Origin of the sequence: Erwinia sp. V71, assembly GCF_965644245.1 — a bacterium.
In the GTDB taxonomy this organism is placed as follows: Bacteria; Pseudomonadota; Gammaproteobacteria; order Enterobacterales; family Enterobacteriaceae; genus Erwinia.
In genome coordinates, this window is sequence record NZ_CBFFRK010000075.1 from 1 (window position 1) to 22020 (window position 22020).

At 56.5% G+C, this 22020-nt stretch carries 19 protein-coding genes and 1 tRNA gene; 9 read left to right on the forward strand and 11 right to left on the reverse strand.

The features are described 5' to 3' along the window. Positions 1 to 138: 138 nt before the first annotated feature. The 10 genes from bcsQ to ACSZO1_RS15100 form a co-directional block, all read right to left on the reverse strand. Complete coding sequence (bcsQ, locus tag ACSZO1_RS15055) at positions 139 to 936, reverse strand: cellulose biosynthesis protein BcsQ (protein WP_437613945.1); 798 nt, start codon at positions 934 to 936, stop codon at positions 139 to 141. Continuing rightward, complete coding sequence (gene bcsO / locus ACSZO1_RS15060; RefSeq protein ID WP_437613947.1) at positions 927 to 1589, reverse strand: cellulose biosynthesis protein BcsO; 663 nt, start codon at positions 1587 to 1589, stop codon at positions 927 to 929. Before bcsO ends, bcsQ begins: the two co-directional genes overlap by 10 nt. 336 nt (positions 1590 to 1925) lie before the next feature. After that, positions 1926 to 2930 (reverse strand): dipeptide ABC transporter ATP-binding subunit DppF, encoded by a 1005-nt coding sequence (gene dppF, locus ACSZO1_RS15065; RefSeq protein ID WP_437613949.1) that lies wholly within the window; start codon positions 2928 to 2930, stop codon positions 1926 to 1928. After that, the gene (dppD, locus tag ACSZO1_RS15070; protein ID WP_437613951.1) at positions 2920 to 3906 is read right to left on the reverse strand and encodes a dipeptide ABC transporter ATP-binding protein; all 987 of its coding nucleotides are present in this window, start codon (positions 3904 to 3906) and stop codon (positions 2920 to 2922) included. Before dppD ends, dppF begins: the two co-directional genes overlap by 11 nt. 12 nt (positions 3907 to 3918) lie before the next feature. After that, positions 3919 to 4821 carry a dipeptide ABC transporter permease DppC gene (gene dppC / locus ACSZO1_RS15075; protein ID WP_437613953.1) on the reverse strand — a complete coding sequence of 301 codons (903 nt, stop codon included), beginning with the start codon at positions 4819 to 4821 and terminating at the stop codon, positions 3919 to 3921. A 9-nt stretch (positions 4822 to 4830) separates the two neighbouring features. Further along, complete coding sequence (gene dppB, locus ACSZO1_RS15080; protein WP_437613955.1) at positions 4831 to 5850, reverse strand: dipeptide ABC transporter permease DppB; 1020 nt, start codon at positions 5848 to 5850, stop codon at positions 4831 to 4833. Between the two features lie 218 nt (positions 5851 to 6068). Next, entirely contained in the window at positions 6069 to 7679 is a 1611-nt protein-coding gene (gene dppA / locus ACSZO1_RS15085; protein ID WP_437613956.1) for a dipeptide ABC transporter periplasmic-binding protein DppA, read from the reverse strand. 1330 nt (positions 7680 to 9009) lie between these two features. Further along, positions 9010 to 9086, reverse strand: a tRNA-Pro gene (locus ACSZO1_RS15090). Positions 9087 to 9190: 104 nt separating this feature from the next. Continuing rightward, the gene (gene eptB, locus ACSZO1_RS15095; protein ID WP_437613958.1) at positions 9191 to 10861 is read right to left on the reverse strand and encodes a kdo(2)-lipid A phosphoethanolamine 7''-transferase; all 1671 of its coding nucleotides are present in this window, start codon (positions 10859 to 10861) and stop codon (positions 9191 to 9193) included. Positions 10862 to 11044: 183 nt separating this feature from the next. Beyond that, positions 11045 to 11473 (reverse strand): organic hydroperoxide resistance protein, encoded by a 429-nt coding sequence (locus ACSZO1_RS15100; protein WP_437613960.1) that lies wholly within the window; start codon positions 11471 to 11473, stop codon positions 11045 to 11047. Positions 11474 to 11708: 235 nt separating this feature from the next. Between ACSZO1_RS15100 and ACSZO1_RS15105 the strand changes: the two genes are divergently transcribed. Beyond that, positions 11709 to 12293, forward strand: a complete 585-nt coding sequence (locus ACSZO1_RS15105) for an HD domain-containing protein (protein WP_437613962.1) — start codon at positions 11709 to 11711, stop codon at positions 12291 to 12293. 66 nt (positions 12294 to 12359) lie between these two features. On the opposite strand, the gene ACSZO1_RS15110 is transcribed toward ACSZO1_RS15105, so the two are convergent. Next, positions 12360 to 12659 (reverse strand): HTH-type transcriptional regulator, encoded by a 300-nt coding sequence (locus ACSZO1_RS15110; RefSeq protein ID WP_437613964.1) that lies wholly within the window; start codon positions 12657 to 12659, stop codon positions 12360 to 12362. Between the two features lie 547 nt (positions 12660 to 13206). Between ACSZO1_RS15110 and ACSZO1_RS15115 the strand changes: the two genes are divergently transcribed. The 8 genes from ACSZO1_RS15115 (at position 13207) to ACSZO1_RS15150 (ending at position 21901) form a co-directional block, all read left to right on the forward strand. After that, a complete protein-coding gene (locus tag ACSZO1_RS15115; RefSeq protein WP_437613966.1) occupies positions 13207 to 13926 on the forward strand; it encodes a FadR/GntR family transcriptional regulator in 720 nt (239 codons plus the stop codon). After that, on the forward strand, positions 13923 to 14930 hold the full coding sequence (locus tag ACSZO1_RS15120) for an ABC transporter ATP-binding protein (RefSeq protein ID WP_437613968.1): 1008 nt from the start codon (positions 13923 to 13925) through the stop codon (positions 14928 to 14930). Before ACSZO1_RS15115 ends, ACSZO1_RS15120 begins: the two co-directional genes overlap by 4 nt. Further along, complete coding sequence (locus tag ACSZO1_RS15125) at positions 14927 to 16009, forward strand: ABC transporter ATP-binding protein (RefSeq protein WP_437613970.1); 1083 nt, start codon at positions 14927 to 14929, stop codon at positions 16007 to 16009. Before ACSZO1_RS15120 ends, ACSZO1_RS15125 begins: the two co-directional genes overlap by 4 nt. A gap of 4 nt (positions 16010 to 16013) precedes the next feature. Continuing rightward, positions 16014 to 17531, forward strand: a complete 1518-nt coding sequence (locus ACSZO1_RS15130) for an ABC transporter substrate-binding protein (RefSeq protein WP_437613972.1) — start codon at positions 16014 to 16016, stop codon at positions 17529 to 17531. A gap of 20 nt (positions 17532 to 17551) precedes the next feature. Continuing rightward, the gene (locus tag ACSZO1_RS15135) at positions 17552 to 18493 is read left to right on the forward strand and encodes an ABC transporter permease (RefSeq protein WP_437613974.1); all 942 of its coding nucleotides are present in this window, start codon (positions 17552 to 17554) and stop codon (positions 18491 to 18493) included. Positions 18494 to 18495: 2 nt separating this feature from the next. Further along, complete coding sequence (locus ACSZO1_RS15140) at positions 18496 to 19365, forward strand: ABC transporter permease (RefSeq protein WP_437613975.1); 870 nt, start codon at positions 18496 to 18498, stop codon at positions 19363 to 19365. Between the two features lie 16 nt (positions 19366 to 19381). Beyond that, entirely contained in the window at positions 19382 to 20983 is a 1602-nt protein-coding gene (locus ACSZO1_RS15145; RefSeq protein ID WP_437613977.1) for a gamma-glutamyltransferase family protein, read from the forward strand. A 213-nt stretch (positions 20984 to 21196) separates the two neighbouring features. After that, a complete protein-coding gene (locus ACSZO1_RS15150) occupies positions 21197 to 21901 on the forward strand; it encodes a DUF3053 domain-containing protein (RefSeq protein WP_437613979.1) in 705 nt (234 codons plus the stop codon). Positions 21902 to 22020 lie beyond the last annotated feature (119 nt).

Consider the following 22020-nt stretch of genomic DNA (forward strand, 5'->3'; position numbering starts at 1 on the left):
GATTCAGGCAACCGTCTGTGGTGTTTGCAGAGCTAAGATTGGCGGCTTAGCGTTGCACTTCGGAGTTGAATCCGCCGAACAAGGATTAATAGTTATTGCTCAACGGCGTTATATTGCGGCGTCCGTGCCGTGACAGCTTTACAGCGAGCGCAGAGTGGCGTGAACTTCACCATCGCCCACTTTGATATCCAGCAACGATGCGAGGCGCTTGCTGACCAGTTCGATATCGAATGCAGCGGCGGAAACCGGGCTAAAATCGAAAATCGAACGCTGCGAGGCATTGGCTTCCGCCACGCTCTCATCGCGGTGCACCACGCCGAGCAGCTTGTCGCCCAGTCGCTGCTGCATAAACGCCGTGACGTCGCGGCTGATATTGCGACGCGCATCACTCTGATTCAGCACAAAATAGTGACCCAGCTTCTCATTCAGCGACGCGCCAATCATGCGATTGTTTTCAATATGCGGCAGCAGTGACAGCGACGCGGTATCCGCCAGCATCACCACCAGATGCAGATCGGCCAGCGAACTCATCGCTTTCAGCGCGGGCCCCGGTCCTGGCGGGAAATCGGCAAGGATCACCAGACCTGGATAATTCAGCACCGTATCCAGCCCACGACGCAGGAAATGCGGATCGTGCGCCAGATTCTCTTCGAAGGCTACGCGCTGCTCTTCAGAGACATCGCCGTACGGCAGCACGAAGATATTGCCGCCGGTGGTGAGGATCGACTGGCTCCAGTCGGAGTTTTCCGCTGATTTCGCGACAAATCCGCGACCATCGGAGAGCGGTACGCCAAAATGCAAACGCAGTGCATTCTGCACATCAAAATCGACGACCAGCACTTTGCTCCCCGCGCGCGCCAGCGCATAGGCGAGATTCGCCGTCATCGTGGTTTTACCCACCCCACCCTTGGGGGAGCAAACGCAAACTAACGGCATAAGGCAATCTTCTCTAGCAAAGGTTTTAATAGTGTTTCTTTCGTCATCCCCGCGGCCATCTGCGCGGCAGGGGTATGGCGGGCATTAAACAGCTGACGGTAACGCGCCGCACGCTCTTCTGCGGTGGCAGCAGACGTCGGCTGTACCTGTTCCGCAGCGGGCGCCAGCTGTGCCGCGGCCTGCTGCAATAGCGGCGAAACCGTTGGCGTAATCGCGGTGTCAGGCACAACGTGTGTCAGCTGCGACGCGGTCTGTTGCAGCAAGGGTGCCACTGCTGGCGTGGCGCTGGCTGGCTCAGACGCGTGGCTGGCGGCTGGCGCATGCTCTGGCGCAGATTTTAATGTCGCGGCGATACTGTCATACAGCGAACCACCCTGTTTACCCACCGACGGTGCAGTAACAAAGGTTCTCACCACTTCATGTGCTGATTTCGGCTGCGCAAACTCACCTTTCTCAATCGGTTGCGGCTGAATCAGATCAATGCTCTGCCCGCGTTCCAGCGCCGAGTCATTTTTGTTGTCATTGAGTAATTGCTTGATGATCGCCCAATTGGTGGTGCCAGATTCAAGGGTCTGTCCAGACATGTCCTTGAATTTGATGTTGTTTGTTTGAGTTTTTTCTTTGAATCGCTGCAGATCATCATAACTTTTCATATGATTTCAACTGTCTTCGCTGGAGGGAATTCCGCAAAATATAGCACATATCAACGGATTATGGTCAGAAGATTCTTAAGGATGCCCTGTGATAATCAATCATGTTTTTTTATCAGGCTGATTTATTATTTATCGACAATTACAGATGTAATTTATTATTACCGTGACTATTTGAATAGTGAAATGCGCTTCATTCATCACTCCCGGTGATAATGTCGCGAGCGCTGTTCATATAAGAATGGCTGATTACGGCGAGTTAAGTGGAATATTACGCTGAGGTCGTTAAAAAGAGATTATTGGCCGCCCGGAGACGGCCAGTTTTAACACGGAATATTATCAGCCAGCCTGCGGATGCTCATCCTGATCGACGGCAAAACAGGCAATTTGCTGCGCGCCATACTGCTTCAGCTGCGGCTGTAACTGCGTACAGGTGCCGAAACGGCGACGGCAGCGGGCGTTGAACGCACAGCCCGGTGGCGGGTTGAGCGGACTCGGCAGTTCGCCGGTCAGCTTAATCCGCTCACGACGCTGATCCGGGTTCAGACGCGGTGTCGCCGACAGCAGTGCCTGGGTGTAAGGGTGGCGCGGATTGCTGAAAATCTCCTCTTTGCTGCCCTTTTCCACACAACGGCCCAGATACATCACCATGACTTCATCAGCAATATGTTCAACCACCGACAAATCATGAGAAATAAACACGTAGGACAAACCCAAATCCTGCTGCAGATCCATCATCAGGTTTAATACTTGCGCCCTAACGGAAACGTCCAGCGCGGACACCGGTTCGTCGGCAATCAGCACATCCGGGTCGAGCATCAGCCCACGCGCAATGGCAATACGCTGGCGCTGACCACCGGAAAACATATGCGGATAACGATCGTAATGCTCGGTTTTTAAACCGACTTTCGCCATCATTTCCAGCGTCTTTTCCCGGCGTTCCGCCTTGCTCAGCGAGGTATTGATCTGCAGCGGTTCTTCGAGAATCTGACTGACTTTTTTGCGCGGATTCAGCGAACCATACGGGTTCTGGAACACAATCTGGATTTTCTGCCGACGCAGTTTCTGCGCCTGCGGATCGTGCTTTAACAAATCCTGCCCGTGCCAGTACAGCTGGCCTTCGGTCGGCGTTTCGATCATGGTCAGCAGACGGCCCAGCGTGGATTTACCACAGCCAGACTCGCCAACGACGGCCAGCGTTTTGCCGCGCTCAAGGTTGAAGGAGACGCCATCCAGCGCCTTCACCAGTCGCTCCTGACCAAACAGCCCTTTCTTCACCGGGTAGTGTTTTTTCAGATCGATAGCCTGCAGCAGATACTGCTGCGGCGTGGTTTCATGACTCATAAGTTGGTCTCCCGGCATCATCCAGAGGGAAGTGACATTTGGACTGACGCCCCGGAATAGTCCGTAATTCAGGTTCTTCACTGCGGCAACGCACGGTGGCATACGGGCAGCGCGGATTCAGCAGACAACCCTGCGGCCGGTCATATTTGCCCGGCACCACGCCCGGCAGCGAGGCCAGACGCGCTTTATCTGCGGCAAATTCCGGCAGCGCACGCAGCAACGCCTGGGTATAAGGGTGGCGCGGTGCGCGGAAGATATCTTCTGCTTTACCGGTTTCCACTACCTGACCGGCGTACATCACGATGATGTGCTGTGCCGCTTCCGCCACCAGTGCCAGATCGTGCGTGATCAGGATCAGCGCCATATTTTCCTGGCGCTGCAGATCCAGCAGCAGCTCGATGATCTGCGCCTGAATGGTCACATCCAGCGCGGTAGTCGGTTCATCGGCAATCAGCAGTTTTGGCCGACAGGCAATGGCCATCGCGATCATCACGCGCTGGCTCATGCCGCCGGAGAGCTGATGCGGATACACATCCAGACGCGAGGCCGGATCGGGAATACCCACCTGGGTCAGCAGATCAATCGCGCGCTGGCGGCGGGTACGGCGATTGCCGCCCTGGTGCACCTTGATCGCTTCCATAATCTGATAACCGACGGTGTAGCACGGGTTCAGGCTGGTCATCGGGTCCTGGAAAATCATCGCCACTTCAGAACCCACCAGCTGGCGGCGCTCTTTCTCGGAGATTTTTTTCAGGTCGCGCTGGTTAAACTCCAGCTTATCGGCCATCACTTTGCCGGGATAATCAATCAGTCCCATGATCGCCAGTGAACTGACCGATTTACCGGAACCCGATTCGCCAACAATACCGACCACCTGGCCCTGTTCGACCTGGTAGCTGATGCGGTCAACCGCGCGGAACGGTGCTTTTTCATCGCCGAAATGCACCGATAGTTTTTCTACATTTAATAACGCCATCTCGGTGCCTCGTTACTGCTTGAGTTTCGGATCAAGGGCATCGCGTAAGCCATCACCCATGAGGTTAAATGCCAGCACGGTCAGCAGGATCGCCAGCCCCGGGAAGGTCACCACCCACCAGGCGCTTTGCGCATACTGCAGCACGTCGGAGAGCATGGTGCCCCACTCCGGCGTTGGCGGCTGCGCACCCATCCCCAGGAAACCCAGCGCGGCCATATCGAGAATCGCGTTGGAGAAGCCCAGTGACGCCTGCACAATCAGCGGCGCCAGACAGTTGGGCAGAATATTGACAAACATCTGACGCAGCGGACCCGCGCCCGCCACACTGGAAGCGGTCACATAATCGCGACTCACTTCCACCAGCACCGCCGCACGCGTTAAGCGGATATAGTGCGGCAGGGCGACAAAGGTCAGCGCAATCGAGGCGTTGACGATCGACGGCCCAAAGATCGCTACCAGCACCAGTGCCAGCAGCAGGCTTGGCAGCGCCAGCATAATATCCACCAGACGCATAATGGCGGCATCCACCGCGCCACCGCAGTAACCGGCCAGCAGACCGAACACTACGCCGAGGATCAGCGACAGCACCACCACCATGCAGCCCACCAGCAGCGACAGACGTGCGCCGTACATCAGACGCGACAGCACATCACGGCCGACATCATCGGTGCCGAGAATAAACTCCCAGCTACCGCCTTCCTGCCAGGCTGGCGGACGCAGCAGCGAATCGCGGAACTGCTCCGCCGGCAGATGCGGTGCCAGCACACTGGCGAACACGGCGATCAGAATCATGATCACGATGTAAACCAGGCCGATAACCGCGCCTTTGTTACGTTTAAAGTAGTGCCAGAATTCCTGAATCGGGGTCATCGGCTTTGGTGCAGCAGTAATACTGCCAGGATCAACTTGTGACATGCTGGCCCCTTATTTCTTGTGTCGGATACGTGGATTCACCACGCCGTAAAGCAGGTCGACCAGCAGGTTGACCAGAATAATCAGGGTTGCCACCAGCAGCACGCCGCCCTGAACCACCGGATAGTCACGGCGCTGTAATCCTTCGATCAGCCAGCGCCCCAGTCCCGGCCAGGAGAAGATGGTTTCCGTCAGGATCGCACCCGCCAGCAACGTGCCCACCTGCAGACCAATCACGGTCACCACCGGCAGCATCGCATTACGCAGCGCATGCACCACAATCACGCGCATTCGGGTCAGGCCTTTTGCACGCGCGGTACGGATATAGTCTTCGCCCAGCACTTCCAGCATGGAGGAGCGCGTCATACGCACAATCACCGCCAGCGGAATGGTGCCCAGCACAATGGCAGGCAGGATCATATGCATCACGGCATCGATGAAATCGCCGGGTTCGCCCCAGAACAGGGTGTCGTTCAGCATAAAGCCCGTCAGCGGCAGGGTATCGTCAAGGAAGACGGTGTCACCGATACGCCCGGATACCGGCGTCAGGTTCCACTGCACCGACACCAGCATGATCATCATCATGCCCCACCAGAAAATTGGCATGGAGTAGCCCGTCAGGGAGACACCCACAGCAGTGTGATCGAAAATCGAGCCGCGTTTTACCGCCGCCAGCACACCCACCGGAATGCCCACCGCGACAGCAAAAATCATCGCGCAGACGCCAAGCTCGAGCGTCGCTTTAAAGCGCGGCACAAACTCGTCCCACACCGGGATACGGCTTTTCAGGGAAATACCAAGGTCGCCATGCAACACGCCGTTGATGTAGGTGACATACTGCTTCCACATCGGCTGATCCAGCCCCAGCTGGGCCATTAACTGGGCATGACGCTCAGGAGAAATTCCGCGTTCGCCGGCCATAATCATCACCGGGTCGCCCGGGATCATATGCACAAACGCAAAAGTTAACAGGGTGATACCAATAAACGTCGGGATGACCAGTCCCAGACGTCGGAGTATGAACTGCAGCATAATCCGTGTTCTCTTTTATCTCCCGCCCCCAACAGGTACGGGATTTATTGCTCACATCTTATCGTCAGCACCATACAGCGCCGACGACGACGCCACTTCAGTCGCTCTGATGGCTTTACGAAGTGGTGCCTTTACCAGTTTTATTCATCCGGAAAAGGGCCGGAGGGTCCGGCCACTACGGGAAAGGTGAAGGGGCCAGGCACGCCTGGCCCGCAACATTATTCCTGAATATCGACGTTCTCGAAGTGATGTTTACCTAATGGATCAACCACATAGCCGCTCACTTTCTTACTCACTGGCTCATACACAGTGGAGTGAGCAATAACCAGTGCCGGAGCCTGATCGTGCATCACCACCTGAGCCTGCTTGTAATACTCGATACGTTTGTTGTGATCGGCTTCAGCACGCGCTGGCTGAATCTGATCTTCAAACGGCTTGTAGCACCAGCGGGAGTAGTTGGAACCATCTTTCGCCGCCGCACAGCTGAACAGGGTGGCGAAGAAGTTGTCCGGATCCCCGTTATCACCGGTCCAGCCCATCATGACAGTCTGATGCTCACCCGCTTTGGCGCGTTTCAGGTACTCGCCCCACTCGTAGGTCACGATTTTGGCTTTCACGCCGATTTTCGCCCAGTCCGCCTGGATCATCTCTGCCATGCGGCGTGCGTTCGGGTTGTATGGACGCTGTACTGGCATTGCCCACAGGTCGATGCTGAAGCCATCCGCCATACCGGCTTCTTTCAGCAACGCTTTGGCTTTTTCCACATCGTACGGATAGTCTTCCACCGCATCGTTGTAGCCCCACATGGTTGGTGGGATCAGGTTTTTAGCCGCCTGGCCTGCACCCTGATATACCGCGTCGATGATTGCTTTCTTGTTCACCGCCATGGTCAGTGCCTGACGCACTTTCTGGTTATCCAGTGGTTTTTTCTCAACGTTGAAGGACAGGTAGCCGACGTTCAGGCCTGTCTGCTCCATCAGGTTGATGTTTTTGTCCTGCTTCATGCTGGCGAGGTCAGCCGGGTTTGGATACGGCATCACCTGGCATTCGCCTTTCTGCATTTTCGCATAACGTACAGACGCATCCGGGGTGATCGAGAACACTAAGCGATCGATTTTCGGCTTGGTGCCCCAGAAGTCCGGGTTCGCTTTGTACAGAATGCGGGAATCTTTCTGGTACTGCTGCAGCTGGAATGGACCGGTGCCGACCGGGTTCAGATCCAGTTTTTCTGGCGTACCGGCTTTCAGCATCTTGTCGGCGTATTCCGCGGACAGAATAGAGGCGAAGTCCATACCAAGGTCAGCCAGGAATGGAGACTCAGGACGGGTCAGCACAAAGCGCACGGTATGATCGTCCACTTTTTCGATTTTGCTGATCAGGTTAGGCATATCCATGCCTTCGAAGTATTCGTAGCTGCCGCCGGAAACACTGTGATATTTGTTGTTTTTATCCAGCTGACGCTCGAAGGAGAACACCACATCGTCGGCAGTTAATTCGCGGGTCGGTTTGAAATCTTTGGTGGTCTGCCACTTCACGCCTTTACGCAGGTGGAAGGTATAGGTTTTACCGTCCGCGCTGACATCCCATTTTTCCGCCAGGCCAGGAACCACTTCGGTAGTACCGATTTTAAACTCGACCAGACGATTATAGATTGGCACTGAGCTGGCGTCATAGGTGGTGCCAGAGGTGAATAACTGCGGGTTAAACCCTTCCGGGGAACCTTCTGAACAATAGACGAGGGTTTTTGCCTGGACACCGGCGGCGACAGTCAGAGCGATCAGGCTCAGACCAACCTTCAGCATCCCTGTTTTAGCCAGGGTAATACTCATTGTTATGCTCCAATTTGTGATGTGTTGTTGTGTGCATTACGTCGGGCCGGTTTTTTTTAGTGTGGCTCGTACGTGGGCGCCCGAAGGCATCAATGATAAGAATAGACGGCTCAGGAAAATCTGACTTCTGTGGAATCCATCAGACGAATCCGCTTCCACCAACTCCATTGAGGCATCAATTTGTCAACAGTTGTCGATAACGTCAATACAAAGACCAGGTATTTACACAGAGTGTGAGAAACAGCAAGCAAACATAAAAAAAACGACGTGATAACAATTGCAGTCAAAAAGTAAGCTATAACAACCAATAACCAGATAAAGATCGCGTGTAATTACTCACATATAGCGATTTACACCACTAAAAAACAATTTAAAATTCTCGTTAAATGATGAATATCTGCACGATTCGTTTTGTGATCCAATTCAAATCAGCAAAAAATGCTGGTTATGGAACATAAGAAATCAGCAATAAGCCCTATTCGGTCATAAGTAATACGTGTCGCGAATTAAGCCTTGTTTCAGGCACAGCAAGGGTTTAATGCGAATAATCTGGAATAATGGTGGTATCAGTGTTTTCGATGGCGCGAAGCAGGGAAAGGGGCAGGATTCGCTGGTCAGAGTAGTGCCAGACCGGACAATGCAGGTCAGAAAAAAACCCAGCCATTGCAGGCTGGAGTGCAAACGAAAAAGCCTGCGCCTTCTGGCCTAATGCTTGTCAGTTAAGCATTTTACCGTGCCCTGCGCAGCCTGACGGTCTTCCCGCTCTGGCTGGTCCTCGCGCCACGCTGCGCGTGGTGCCTTCACTTCACTCGTCAGCCGACGGACCGCCGATGACGGGACATCCCTGTCCCTCATCGCCTTGTGCCCGCATCCTGCGGGCACATCCTGGCTTCCTCATTCCGTTCTGCGCTGCGGATTCGCCTGTTCGGGAAGACCGTCAGTCTGCTGTGTGGGAGCGGTGAGGTGTGTTAAAGCCGCGGACTGCGGATTGTAAAGGGGGCACAGCTTCTGTGGCGTAAGGGCAATCCGCAGCGCTGAGGCGGAGGCATCGGGCCAGGAGACGACAGCAGGGACGCTGGCGTCAGGACAGGGCGGGCAGGACGCCCGCTCCTGTCCGGTCCGTAGGGCTGATGCCGGAGCCGAAGGTACCACGCACAGCGTGGCGCGAGGACCCGCCCCGGAGCCGCAGAGGCTGTGTCCCCCTCACCAGATGGTATAAAGAGGCCACAACGTTGTCTCGCTACGCTCGGCGCAAACCTCCTTCGGAGGCTCTCATCCTCTTTGGCTACAAACGAAAAAAGCCTGCTTTTTCAAGCAGGCTTTTCGAATATGGTCGGCGAGAGAGGATTCGAACCTCCGACCCACTGGTCCCAAACCAGTTGCGCTACCAAGCTGCGCTACTCGCCGATGGGGGCGCATCTTACTGCTACCCTATGGGAGCGTCAACGACTTTTTATCAAATGTCTGCCAACTGCCTGGAAAGCAGACACTCCCCCAGGTGTTTGATTCTGTTACCTGTCAGCCTCGCACCAGTTGTTGGCAGCATTGATACCCCCATTCGGTGAGGTATAGCCTAAACAACCCAGCATCGAATCAAACAGCTCTTTATGGTGGTGGGTGGCACCCACCCGCTGCTGCGCCTGCAGGCGTTCAAACGCAATCTTGTGATTGCTGTCCGCCAGATACTTATCCGACGCCCACACCAGCAGCGGCACACGGAACTGTTCCGGCGGTGCCATATCGCGCGGCGTGCCGTGCAGATGCATATTTTCGTCAATCGACTCGCCGTGATCGGCAGCGTAGAACACAATCGCTTTCTTATCGCGCAGCTGATCGAAGACGCTGGTCAGGAAGCTGTCGGTATACAGCACCGAGTTATCAAACGCGTTAATCAGCTGCTCCTTGCTGCAGAAGTTATCCACGCCCATACACTCCGGCGTATAGCGGGCGAACTCGCGCGGATAACGCTGCGAATAGAGATAATGGGAACCTTTGGTATGCAGCACCACCAGGTGCTTGCCGCGCGGATGGCGATCCAGCGACAGTTTCAGCTCATCCACCAGCAGCATATCGTCAACGGACTTGCCCTTATTACGCTCTTCGGAGCCAATTTGCTCACGAAACGCGTAGTTATCCGCATCGGTATTGTTGTAGAACCACACTTCACTCTGCATGGCGAACAGCTCCGAACTGAAACCGAGGTTTTTCAGCACAGCAAAGATGTTCTGCTCTTTCAGCGTGCGTCCCGGGTTATCCATCACGCCGCCTTCACGCACAAACATACAACGCAGCGACAGTTTGGTGGAGGTATCGCACGACTCACCGCGGAACGCCACCAGGTTCTTTTCCTGCGCCAGCTTTGGCGTGGTATCACGGCTGTAGCCAAGAATCCCCATATGATCCCAGCGCGTGGTCTCGCCAATCACAAACACCACATAGGTATCATCGATGCCTTCAGGCGCAACATAAGTAAACTGCTTTGCCGGATTGAGCAGGTCGCGGCTGTCCATGGTTTCATCCGCCCGGGTATAAGCGAACAATCCCAGCGCCGACAACCAGTTAGAGGGCAGATAAGAGTGCGCCACCACGCCGCCATAACTGGGCAGATCGATATTGGTGGTTTTTTCCTGTGCCGACTGCTGTTTATCGAGATAACGAATCGGCAGATAGATCAGCGCCAGTGACACCAGCAGGATTGCCAGCGACTGCAGGCGCTGACCGCGCGTTTTTAACTGTTCGATAAGTGTCAGGCGCAGGTTATTGCTCCAGATCATCAACAACGGCAACGCGCTGACCAGTACGATCCAGAGCACAAACTGGAAACCCACGACTTCTTTCGACAAATCGACATCCGTCGTCATCACTGATGCGACAATACCGTAGCCAATAACCACATTAAAAAATGCCATGTAGTAACTGGCGGCGACTGAGATCAGCACCAGCAGACTGGCGGCGATACGGAAAAACGTTTTGCCACCCAGCGACAGCAGGCGCAACAGCAAAAAAGGCAGCAGGATCACCGCCACCACTTCGACCAGCGCCGTCAGCCAGTATTTACTGGTCAGCGGGGTGAAAGCGGGGTCAAAGCGTCGGTAGAAAACGGGTAAATTCAATAAAATGCCGATATACAGCGCCAGCAGAAAAGAAAGCTTCTGTTGTGTTAAGGATCGTATGTAATTCATTCTAATTTTTTTCCAGGTGTAACCAAATGGGGCGGTAAACGCTAATCAGACTCGGTTATTGTCCGGGAGTTCGGCTGTGTGAGCAAATTTGGGGGAAATCTTAGGGAGAAGGAGGGGGCATACCTGACCGGCCGCAGCATGCAGACCGGTCAGCGGGACGGCGCACAACGCCATCCCTGCGGATCAGTTGATGATATTCAGCGTCACATCAATGTTGCCGCGGGTAGCATTAGAGTAAGGGCAGACGATATGCGCAGCATCAACCAGTTTCTGTGCTTCCGCGCTGTCCATGCCTGGCAGATGAATATTCAGCTGCGCTTCGATGCCAAAACCGTTCGGGATCGCACCGATACCGACTTCACCTTCAATGAACGCGTCTTTTGGCATCGCGATCCTGTCACGACCCGCCACAAACTTCATCGCGCCAAGGAAGCAGGCAGAGTAACCGGCAGCAAACAGCTGCTCAGGGTTAGTCACTTCACCGCCAGCACCACCCATCTCTTTTGGCACACCCAGTTTGACATCCAGCACGCCGTCGGAAGAGGTCGCGCGGCCATCACGGCCACCAGTGGCTTTTGCTTTTGCACGGTAAACAACTTGTTCGATTGACATAAACAGTTTCCTCTCAGATATGAATGGTGCACACGATTCAATCGTGAACGACTTATACAGACAAATAATAGCGCATCCGGACCACCCTGCTGACTCTGCCGGACAGTGCAGAGCAAATCACCAGGCAACAGTGGCGCATCCGGCTATTTTTTGACATCTTACTCCCTGGTCATGGGTTAAATATAAATAGCGCACTATATAATTGCAAGCGACTTTTATCTCTGAGGGGATCATGATGAAACACTCTCTTGAAGAACAGGCGAGACGCTATGCCAGCAAAGCCCATGCAGAAGCCGGGCAGCGACGCAAATACACCGATGAGCCGTATATCGTTCATCCGGCAGCGGTCGTGGAGCTGGTGCGCAGTGTGACGGACAATGAAATTATGCTGGCGGCAGCCTGGCTGCATGACACGGTAGAGGATACCGCCAGCACGCCCGGCGATATTGCCAGCCATTTTGGTGCAGAAGTGGCGCAACTGGTGGAGATGCTGACGGATACGGCACAGCCGCAGGCTAAAAATCGCGCGATGCGCAAAGCGGTGCATTTTCGTCACAGCGCGCAGGCCTCTGCCGAGGCACAGACCATCAAACTGGCGGATATTATCGACAATACCCGCTCGATCATTCATTTTGACCCCAGTTTTGCCCGTATTTATCTGGTGGAAAAGCGGGTGCAGATTGCTCTGCTGACGGCGGGCGACGCCGGGTTATGGCAACAGGCATCCACCATTATTGAGCAGGGAATTCGCCAGCTCAGTGAGCCGCCGCATAATGTACCGGCAGAGTGGTTTGCGAGACAGGCAGCGCGGTATGTTTAAGCGCAGATCAAGTTGAACACCCGCCAAAAACTACTCACCCGCCAGCGGCGGGTGAGGTGTCATCTTTTATTGCTCTAACAACTGTCGGCCCAGATTCGGATTGGCATGCAAGAGCTGCATCAGTTTCTGTGCGGAGCCTGAAGGTCGGGTACGCTTCGCTTCCCAGCTTTTTACTGACGAGATACTGACGCCCATCACACGGGCAAACTCATCAAGTTCCATACCGGTAATTTCCCGCAATTGTTGGGGTTCTGGCATGACTGCGGGTTCGGCCTGTACTGCAGGAGCAACATTCACTACATCACGTGCCAACACAATCTGTTCAAGGCTGCTTAACAATTCACTGATTGGATCTTTAGTTTCCATCGAGAACTCCTTACGACTCACAATGAAATGGCCTGATCGGGACAGAGGGTGAGCGCCAAGACCGTGGCACTCAAAGCTGGCGTGCCTGCGCAGGAATGATTGTCAGGGCAGCGAGGCGCAAGCCAGAACTCTAATTATTAGTTGAATTGCACGCGTTTTTCGCCTGTTTTTTTGACTATTTTTTCATCTTGCGGTAAGAGCCTGGCGTCTTAATCATTAATAGTTGTTCTGCTTCCGATAGTTATTGCTTGCCCGGCCCAAAAACTGCACCGTCCTGTCACATCAGCACCCCATTGCAGCGCATCGTTGCCGTGGCAATGGTCTGCTGCCGAGGCCGCTTTTCTGCGCGGGATGCCAAAACAGAAAAAAATTATCCATACAATTCAGATAACTATTCCCATTCCTTCGTTTTCCCACACTGAACCAATTTAAAATTGGTTCGAATCTTGCCTGTCTTTTGATCGTCTCATCGCGCAACAAACAACCTGTTTCGCCATCACATGACGCAAACCACAGCTTTAGCGAGTAAAAGGACAGCGAACCAATTATGGGTGATACGCCAGAACACAACGCTAACTCCAGTTCCGCCCTGGATAAGCTGCGCCAGCTGATCCAGCATCACGATCTGCAGCCCGATCAGCCGCTGCCGACCGAACGGGAACTGGCTGATCGCTTCAATGTCGGCCGCCGCGAGATTCGCCGCGCACTGGATGTGCTGGAAGAGGAAGGACGCATCTGGCGCAAACAGGGGAAAGGCACCTTTATTGGTCCGGCAGCCCCGGTTCAGCCACTGGTGCTGCAGGACTTGCCGCAGCAATCCAACCTGCTGGAAGTGATGGAGGCGCGCCTGCAGCTGGAACCCGGACTGGCGCGGCTGGCGGCGATCCGCGCCAGTAAAGAGCAGATCGCGCTGCTGCAACGTCTGCTGGAAAGAATGCATCACATCAGCGCGGAAGATGGCGATCAGCACGAATTATGGGACAGCGCGTTTCACCGTGCGATTGCCGAAGCGGCGGGTAACCGTCTGATGTTAGGGCTGTTTGACGCGATGGATGCGGTGCGGCGCGACCCCACCTGGCAGCATCTGCGTGTGCAGGCGCGCACCCCGGCGCGGCTGGATAACTATGACCACCACCACCATCGCCTGGTGAAACACATCGCCGCGCGCCAGCCCGTGGAAGCCGCAGCAGCAATGCGTGAACACCTGCTGGCGCTGCAACAGGCGCTGACCGAAGCGATCAACGCCAGTGATGAGGAGACGCCATGAACACTGCCCATACTGCCGAACCGGTACTGAAGGTGCGTAATCTGCAGGTTCAGTTCAGCGGTTCGCCCGTCACCGTACTCGATGATATTTCCCTGACCATCCGCGCTGGCGAAACGCTGGCGCTGGTGGGTGAATCCGGCTGCGGCAAAAGCATTACCTCGCTGGCGCTGATGGGCCTGCTGCCAGCGGCCGCGCAGGTGAAACAGGGGGAAATGCAGTTCCGGCAGGCGGATTTACGCCAGCTCAGCGCCCGTGACTACGCCGATCTGCGCGGCAACCAGCTGGCGATGATTTTCCAGGAACCGATGACCTCGCTGAATCCGGCGTTTACCCTCGGCGATCAGCTCAGTGAAGCAGTGATGCGCCACCATCCCTGCAGCCGTCGCGAGGCGCTGCAAACAGCACGGGAAATCCTGGAGAAAGTGCAAATCCCGGCAGCGGAAATGCGGTTAAAAGCCTATCCCCACCAGCTTTCCGGCGGCATGCGCCAGCGCGTGATGATCGCCATGGCGCTGATCAACCGTCCGCAACTGCTGATTGCCGATGAACCCACTACCGCGCTGGATGTCACCATCCAGGCGCAGATTCTGGCGCTGCTCAATACCCTGAAACAGGAAACCGGCACCGCGGTACTGATGATCACCCATGACCTTGGCGTGGTGGCGGAAGTGGCGCAGCGGGTGGCGGTGATGTATGCCGGTCAGGTGGTGGAGAGCGGTGATGTCAGCGAAATTTTTAATGATCCGCAGCACCCTTACACCATCGGGCTGATGGGCTCGATTCCCAGCCTGGGCGCGCGCAGCAGCCAGCTGGCAACCATTCCCGGCAATGTGCCGCTACCGGAACAGATGCCCGCCGGATGCCGCTTTGCCACCCGCTGTCCGTTTGCTGAAAGCCGCTGCTGGCAGCATAAACCGCCACTCCATCCCCTGTCGCCACAGCATCAGGTTGCCTGCTTTCGCGCCCCGCTGGAGCAACATGTCACCGAGGAAATCCAGCCATGAGCACGCCAATACTCGCCTGCAGTGATTTGAGCAAAACCTTTGCCGGACCGGCCTCGCTGTTTAAACGCAATAAACAGGTCACCGCCGTGGATCGTATCTCGCTGCAGGTAATGGCAGGAGAAACGCTGGCTATCGTCGGTGAGTCCGGCTCAGGCAAATCAACGCTCGGCCGCCTGTTGCTGCGCCTGCTGGCCGCCAGTCAGGGCCAGGTGTTTTATCAGGGCGAAGAGATCACCCATGCCAGCGGCAGCCGCCTGAACCAGCTGCGCCGCGAGCTGAAAATCATTTTCCAGGACCCGTTTGCCTCGCTCAACCCACGCATGACTGTGGAAGAGATCGTCGGCGAACCCATCTGGCTGCATCAGTCACTGTCGCGCCAGCAGCGTCAGGATCAGGTGCATGCGCTGCTGCGTACCGTGGGCCTGCCAGCCGCCTGGGCAAAACGTTATCCCCATGAGTTTTCCGGTGGTCAGCGCCAGCGCATTGGGATTGCCCGCGCACTCGCGTCGCAGCCGAAACTGCTGCTGGGCGATGAGCCGGTCTCCGCACTCGATGTGTCAGTGCAGGCGCAGGTGGTCAATCTGCTGGAGAGCCTGAAAGCCCAGTTTGGCCTGACGATGGTGATTGTGGCGCACGGGCTGGCGGTGATCCGTCATATGAGTGACCGGGTGGCGGTGATGTATCTCGGGCAGATCGTCGAACTGGCCAGCGTCGACGATATCTTCGATGCGCCGCTGCACCCCTACACCCAGGCGCTGATCGCCTCCGCACCACAGCTGCAACCCGGCGTCAGCCGCCAGATCCCGATGCTGCAGGGCGACCTGCCGAACCCGGCGCAACCGCCATCCGGCTGCCGCTTCCATACCCGCTGCCCGCACATGCGCGATGAGTGCCGCCAGCTCGAACCGATTAACCAGATATTGCCCGGCGGTCGCCAGGTCGCCTGCCATCGCTGGCAGGAAATTAACCGCGACCGCAGCGTGATTGAAATTGCCCCACCGTCATCCGCCTTTTTACGCCGCCGTGCACTGTATGAGCAGGCGGTAAAACGACAAACCCAATCCCCTCTGGAGAAGTGAAGCGATGAAAGCACGTAATACGTTACTGACCGCGCTGGCTGCCCTGCTGCTGATGGGCGCCAGTGTACCGTCGCAGGCTGAAAGCACGCTGCGCATTGGTTTAGGCGCCGATCCCGATATGCTCGATCCGCACCTGGCACGTACCTACTATGGCCGCTTCGTGTTCGCCGCACTTTGCGACCGGCTGGTTGATGTCGATGAACATCTGAAAGTGATCCCTGGGCTGGCGACAGACTGGGCATGGAGCGACGAAGGCAAAACCCTCACCATGAATCTGCGTCAGGGCGTCACCTTCCATGACGGGGAAAAATTCGATGCGCAGGCGGTGAAATTCAATATCGAACGCGCGTTAACCCTGCCCGGTTCGCTGCGCAAGAGCGAGATCTCCTCCATCAGCTCAGTGGACGTGACCGCGCCTTATCAGGTGGTGTTTCATCTGAAAACTGCCGATGCCGCGCTGCTGAGCCAGCTGACCGATCGCGCAGGTGCAATGATGTCGCCGAAAGCAGCGGCCAAAGCGGATTTTGTCACTCACCCGGTCTGCTCCGGCCCGTACCAGTTTGACAGCCGCGTGCAGCAGGACCGCATCGTACTGACGCGTTTCGCAAACTACTGGAATAAGGCAGCGTATCACTTTGATAAAGTCGTCTTCCTGCCGATTCCGGATGCCTCCGTGCGTCTGGCGAACCTGCGCTCCGGCGATCTCGATCTGACCGAGGGCATTGCCGCCAGCGATGTGAAAACCGTCACCGCAGACCCACGCCTCAGCCTGTCGAAAGTGACCGGCCTCGGTTATCAGGCGATTAACTTCAATATCGCCAACGACAATATTGACCGTAACAGCCCGCTGGCGAAAGACGCCCGGGTGCGCGAAGCCTTCTCACTGGCAATTGACCGTGACGCACTCAACCAGGTGGCCTTCGAAGGTCTGTATACCCCGGCAAATCAGGCGTTTTCCCCGGTCAGCCCGTATCACGTCAAACTGCCGGTCGCCGCACGGGATGTGGAAAAAGCCAAAGCGTTGCTGGCTGCGGCTGGCGTGAAAACGCCGCTGAATGTCACGCTGCTGGTGACCAATAACCCTACCGCCCAGCAGGTCGGCCAGGTGATTCAGGCGATGGTGGGCGAAGCCGGTTTCAATGTGAATCTGCAGATGAGCGAATTCGCCAGCCTGCTGGACCGCCAACAGCGCGGTGACTTCCAGATGAGCCTTTCAGGCTGGTCGGGTCGCCCGGACCCGGATGGCAGTATCTACTCATTTATCAACAGCAAAGGCACCCTCAACGACGGGCACTACAGTAACCCGCAGGTGGATGAATGGCTGACCGCCGCACGTCAGACCAACGACCCGGCCGCCCGTCAGGCGCTGTACGACAAAGTGGTGGCGCAGCTGCAAAGCGATATGCCAATTGCTTATCTCTATTTCGAACCACGTATTTTTGGCATGAGCAAAAAACTGGAAGGCTTTAAAGCCTGGCCGGACGGCCTGGTGCGTCTTGCCGGAGTGAAAATGGCGCCCTGAGCGGCGGCGGAGAGAGGCTGATGATCGAACTAATCTGTAAGCGCCTGCTGCTAGCCATCCCGACGCTGTTGCTGGTCAGCATTATGGTGTTTTCACTGCAAAAGCTGCTGCCGGGTGATCCGGTGGTGGCGATGGCCGGTGAAGAGCGTGATCCGGCAGTGATTGCTCAGCTGCGCGAAGAGTACCACCTGAATGACCCGTTGCCGGTGCAATATTTTTACTGGATTAGCAACGCGTTACGCGGGGATTTGGGTGTCTCTCTGCGCACCAAAGAGCCGGTGACGCAGCTGATTGCCAGTAAGCTGCCAGTGACGCTGGAACTGTCATTGCTGGCGATGCTGGTGGCGCTGCTGATCGGTATCAGCATGGGCATTATCGCCGCAGTGCGTAAAGACAGCTGGGTCGATCACACCACCAACTTTGTCGCGCTGTCGGGGATTTCTGTGCCGCACTTCTGGCTGGGTATCCTGCTGATTTTGCTGTTTTCGGTGCATCTGCAATGGTTACCCGCCTCCGGTTATGTGCCACTGAGCGAAAGCATCTCGCAGAATCTGAAAACCCTGCTGCTGCCGGCACTGGTGCTGGGCACCGGGCTGGCGGCAACGCTGATGCGCCATACCCGCGCCTCAATGATCGCGGTGCTGAAAGCGGATTATATCCGTACCGCACGCGCCAAAGGCCTGCTGCCACGCCGGGTGATCCTGAAGCATGCTTTCCGCAACGCGCTGGTGCCGGTGATTACCCTGACCACGCTGCTCTTTGGCGAGTTACTGGGCGGCGCGGTACTCACCGAGCAGGTGTTCACCCTGCCCGGTTTCGGCAAGATGATTGTCGATGCGGTGTTTAACCGTGATTACGCCGTGGTGCAGGGCGTGGTACTGGTGGTGGCAATCGGCTTTTTACTGCTGAACCTGCTGGCTGATGTGCTCTACATGCTGATCAACCCGAAAATGCGAGGCTAATCATGAGTGACGTTCTGACGGCGGGCGCACCCGTGCTCAAACCCGGTAACCGGGTATGGGCTAAGTTTCTAGGTAATAAAAGCGCGATGCTCGGCGCAGTGATTGTGGCGCTGTTTGTTGCGCTGGCGCTGCTCGCACCGTGGCTGGCGCCGTACGATCCGATCAAAGCCAACTTTCTGGCGGTGCGCAAGCCGCCGTCAGAGCTGTACTGGCTCGGCACCGATGAACTCGGGCGTGACATACTGTCGCGCATGATCTGGGGCGCACGCACCTCGCTGCTGGCGGGCTGTATCTCGGTGCTGATAGCCATTCTGATCGGCGTGCCGCTTGGCCTGATCGCCGGTTACTGGCAAGGTATCTGGGACGGCGTCATTTCCCGCTTTATCGAAGCGCTGCTGGCCTGCCCGTTCTTAATTCTGGCGATTGCGCTGGGCGCGTTTCTCGGCCCGAGCCTCGGGAATGCGATGATCGCCATCGGCTTATCCGCCATGCCGATTTTTGCCCGCTTAACCCGCGGCCAGGTCATTGCTATCCGCCATGAAGAGTATATCGATGGCGCCCGCGCCATCGGCTTGCCTGACCGCTGGATTGTCTGGCGCTATGTGCTGCCAAACGTTATGTCACCGATTCTGGTGCAGGCGACGCTGGCGATCGCGTCAGCCATTATCACCGAAGCCAGCCTGTCATTTCTTGGCCTCGGCCAGCAGCCGCCCGATCCTTCATGGGGCGCGATGCTTAACACCGCCAAAGGTTACCTGGAACAGGCACCGTGGATGTCGATTTTCCCCGGTATAGCCATTTTTCTCACCGTGCAGGGCTTCAATCTGCTGGGTGATGGACTGCGCGACGCCCTTGACCCGCGCAATGACTGACAATTAAGGAATAGCGATGAGTGGAGACATTGATTTTAACCTCGGTTACCCCTCCTGGCGTGCGCCGATGATGGGGAAGAATGCAGTAGCCACCTCGCAGCCGCTGGCCGCGCAGGCAGGATTACGCATGCTGCAGCAGGGCGGCAACGCCGTGGATGCGGCGATTGCCACCGCCATGGCGCTAACCGTGCTGGAACCCACCGGCAACGGTCTTGGCAGTGATGCCTTTGCCATCGTCTGGGATGGCAAACAGCTGCATGGCCTGAATGCCTCCGGGCGTGCACCTGCCGCCTGGAACCGGGAGAAATTCGCCCATCTCACGGCCATGCCGCAGATCGGCTGGGATGCCGTCACGGTGCCTGGCGCGGTCTCCGCCTGGGTCGGGCTGGCAGAAAAGTTTGGCAGTCTGCCACTGACCACGCTGGCGCAGCCAGCGATCGACTATGCACGTAACGGTTTTCCGGTGTCGCCACTCATTGGTCAGCTGTGGCAGCGCGGTTATGACAAGCTGCGCGATCAGCCTGGTTTCAGCGCCTGCTTTGCCCCGGACGGGCGTCCACCGCGTACTGGCGAGCTGTTCCGTAATCCGCAGCAGGCAGACACGCTGGAAAAAATCGCCGCCAGCAATGGCGACGCGTTCTATCGTGGTGAACTGGCGGAAAAAATGGTCGCCTTTGCCCGCGAACATGACGCGGCATTAACGCTCGATGATCTGCGTAACCATCGCGCCGACTGGGTTGACCTGCTGTCACAACCGTTTGCCGGTGGTGAAGTGTATGAGCTGCCACCTAACGGCCAGGGGATCGCCACGCTGATCGCGCTGGGGATTCTGGAACAGCTGGACATCAGCCGTCATCAGCCCGATTCCGTGGCATGGCTGCATCTGTCCATTGAAGCGATGAAGCTGGCGCTGGCTGACCTTGATCGCTATGTCGCCGATCAGGACCATCTGGAATTCCCGGCAGAACGGTTGCTGAGCCAGGACTATCTGCAAAGCCGTGCGGCGCTGGTTGACCCGAATCAGGCGGGTGATTTTACCTTTGGTGCGCCGACCAAAAGCGGCACGGTGTATCTGTCGACGGCGGATGCCAGCGGCATGATGGTCTCCTTTATTCAGTCCAACTATATGGGCTTTGGCTCCGGCGTCGTGGTGCCTGGCACCGGCATCAGCCTGCAAAACCGTGGCGCGGGATTCTCTCTCGACCCGCAGCATCCGAATGTGGTGGCAGGTGGTAAGCGCCCGCTGCATACCATCATCCCGGCTTTTGCGCTGGACAGCGACGGCCAGCCACTGATGTCATTTGGTCTGATGGGTGGCCCGATGCAGGCACAGGGGCATCTGCAACTGGCGCTGCGTATCATGCTGCATAAGCAGAATCCACAGGCGGCGATTGATGCCCCACGCTGGCGGGTGGTGGCGGGCCGGGAAGTGAGCGTGGAAGCCACCATGGATCGCAATACCCTGGCGGCACTGCGTGCGATGGGGCACAAGATTGTGGTGGAAGACCCGTTGCAGAGCCATAACTTTGGTGGCGCACAGGTGATTCTGCGTGACCCGCAGGGCTTCTATATCGCCGCCACCGAAAGCCGCAAGGATGGGCAGGCGGTGGTGTTTTAACCGCGATACCGGGGGCGCAATGCCCCCGAATTTCATTCACCCGGACGACCGTTTCTGCCGTTTATCTCACAGGTTAACCCGCACAAAACCCCAGCCAAAGCCGAATTAAAGGTATTCAGCACCGACACATTGGACTATCCTTTAGGCACTTGATCACAGCCATTTGCACCACGTTATCAAAAAGATAACGTCAACAAGAACAGGAGTTTATCGATGGCGACTGGAATCTCGCGCGTATGGGCGCCGCTGGCGGCGGTATTGCTCGCCCTGTTACTGACTGCCTGCGGCGACAAAGAGCCGGAGCAGCGCAAAGCTTTTATCGACTTTCTGCAGAACACGGTGATGCGCAGTGGTGAGCATCTGCCTGCCCTGAGCGAAGACCAGAAACAGAAACTGGGTAACTATGTCGGCGACTACGCCATTATTTATGGCTTCTCACAGCAGGTGAATAAAGCCGTGGACGACGGTCTGAAGCCGGTCGCGGATCAGCTGACGGCGATTCGTGTCCCGCAGGATTACCTGACACGCCGCGACGCACTGCGTCAGGCCAGTGGTTCACTGAATGTGCTGAGCCAGCAGATCCAGAGCGCCAAAAGCCAGGCAGACAGCAGCAAAGCCGCCCTGAAGCAGCCGGATGATTTAAAGCAGGTTTATGACGCCGTGTATAACAAAGTGGTGACGCAACCCGCTGGCTCGCTGACACCGCTGTTACCGGCGCTGCAGTCGCTCAGCCAGGATGTGCTGCAGGCAGGCGACTATCTGCAGCAGCAGGGGGCTGCGGTGACGTTTAACAATAATGGCGTGCAGTTCGCAACGCGCGACCAGGCCACGCAGTACAACACCATTATGAGTAATCTGGCGGCGAAAGCACCGGCACTCAGCCAGGCGCAAACAACGGTACAGGGTGGTTTCCAGTAAAAGCCTCTCGCGCCCATCACTGAACCGATCCCCTCCCCCACCTCTGTACGGTCCGGGGACACAGTGAACACTTGTTCGGGGACATGGTAGACACTTACAACTAAGGCATAAGAACCCGT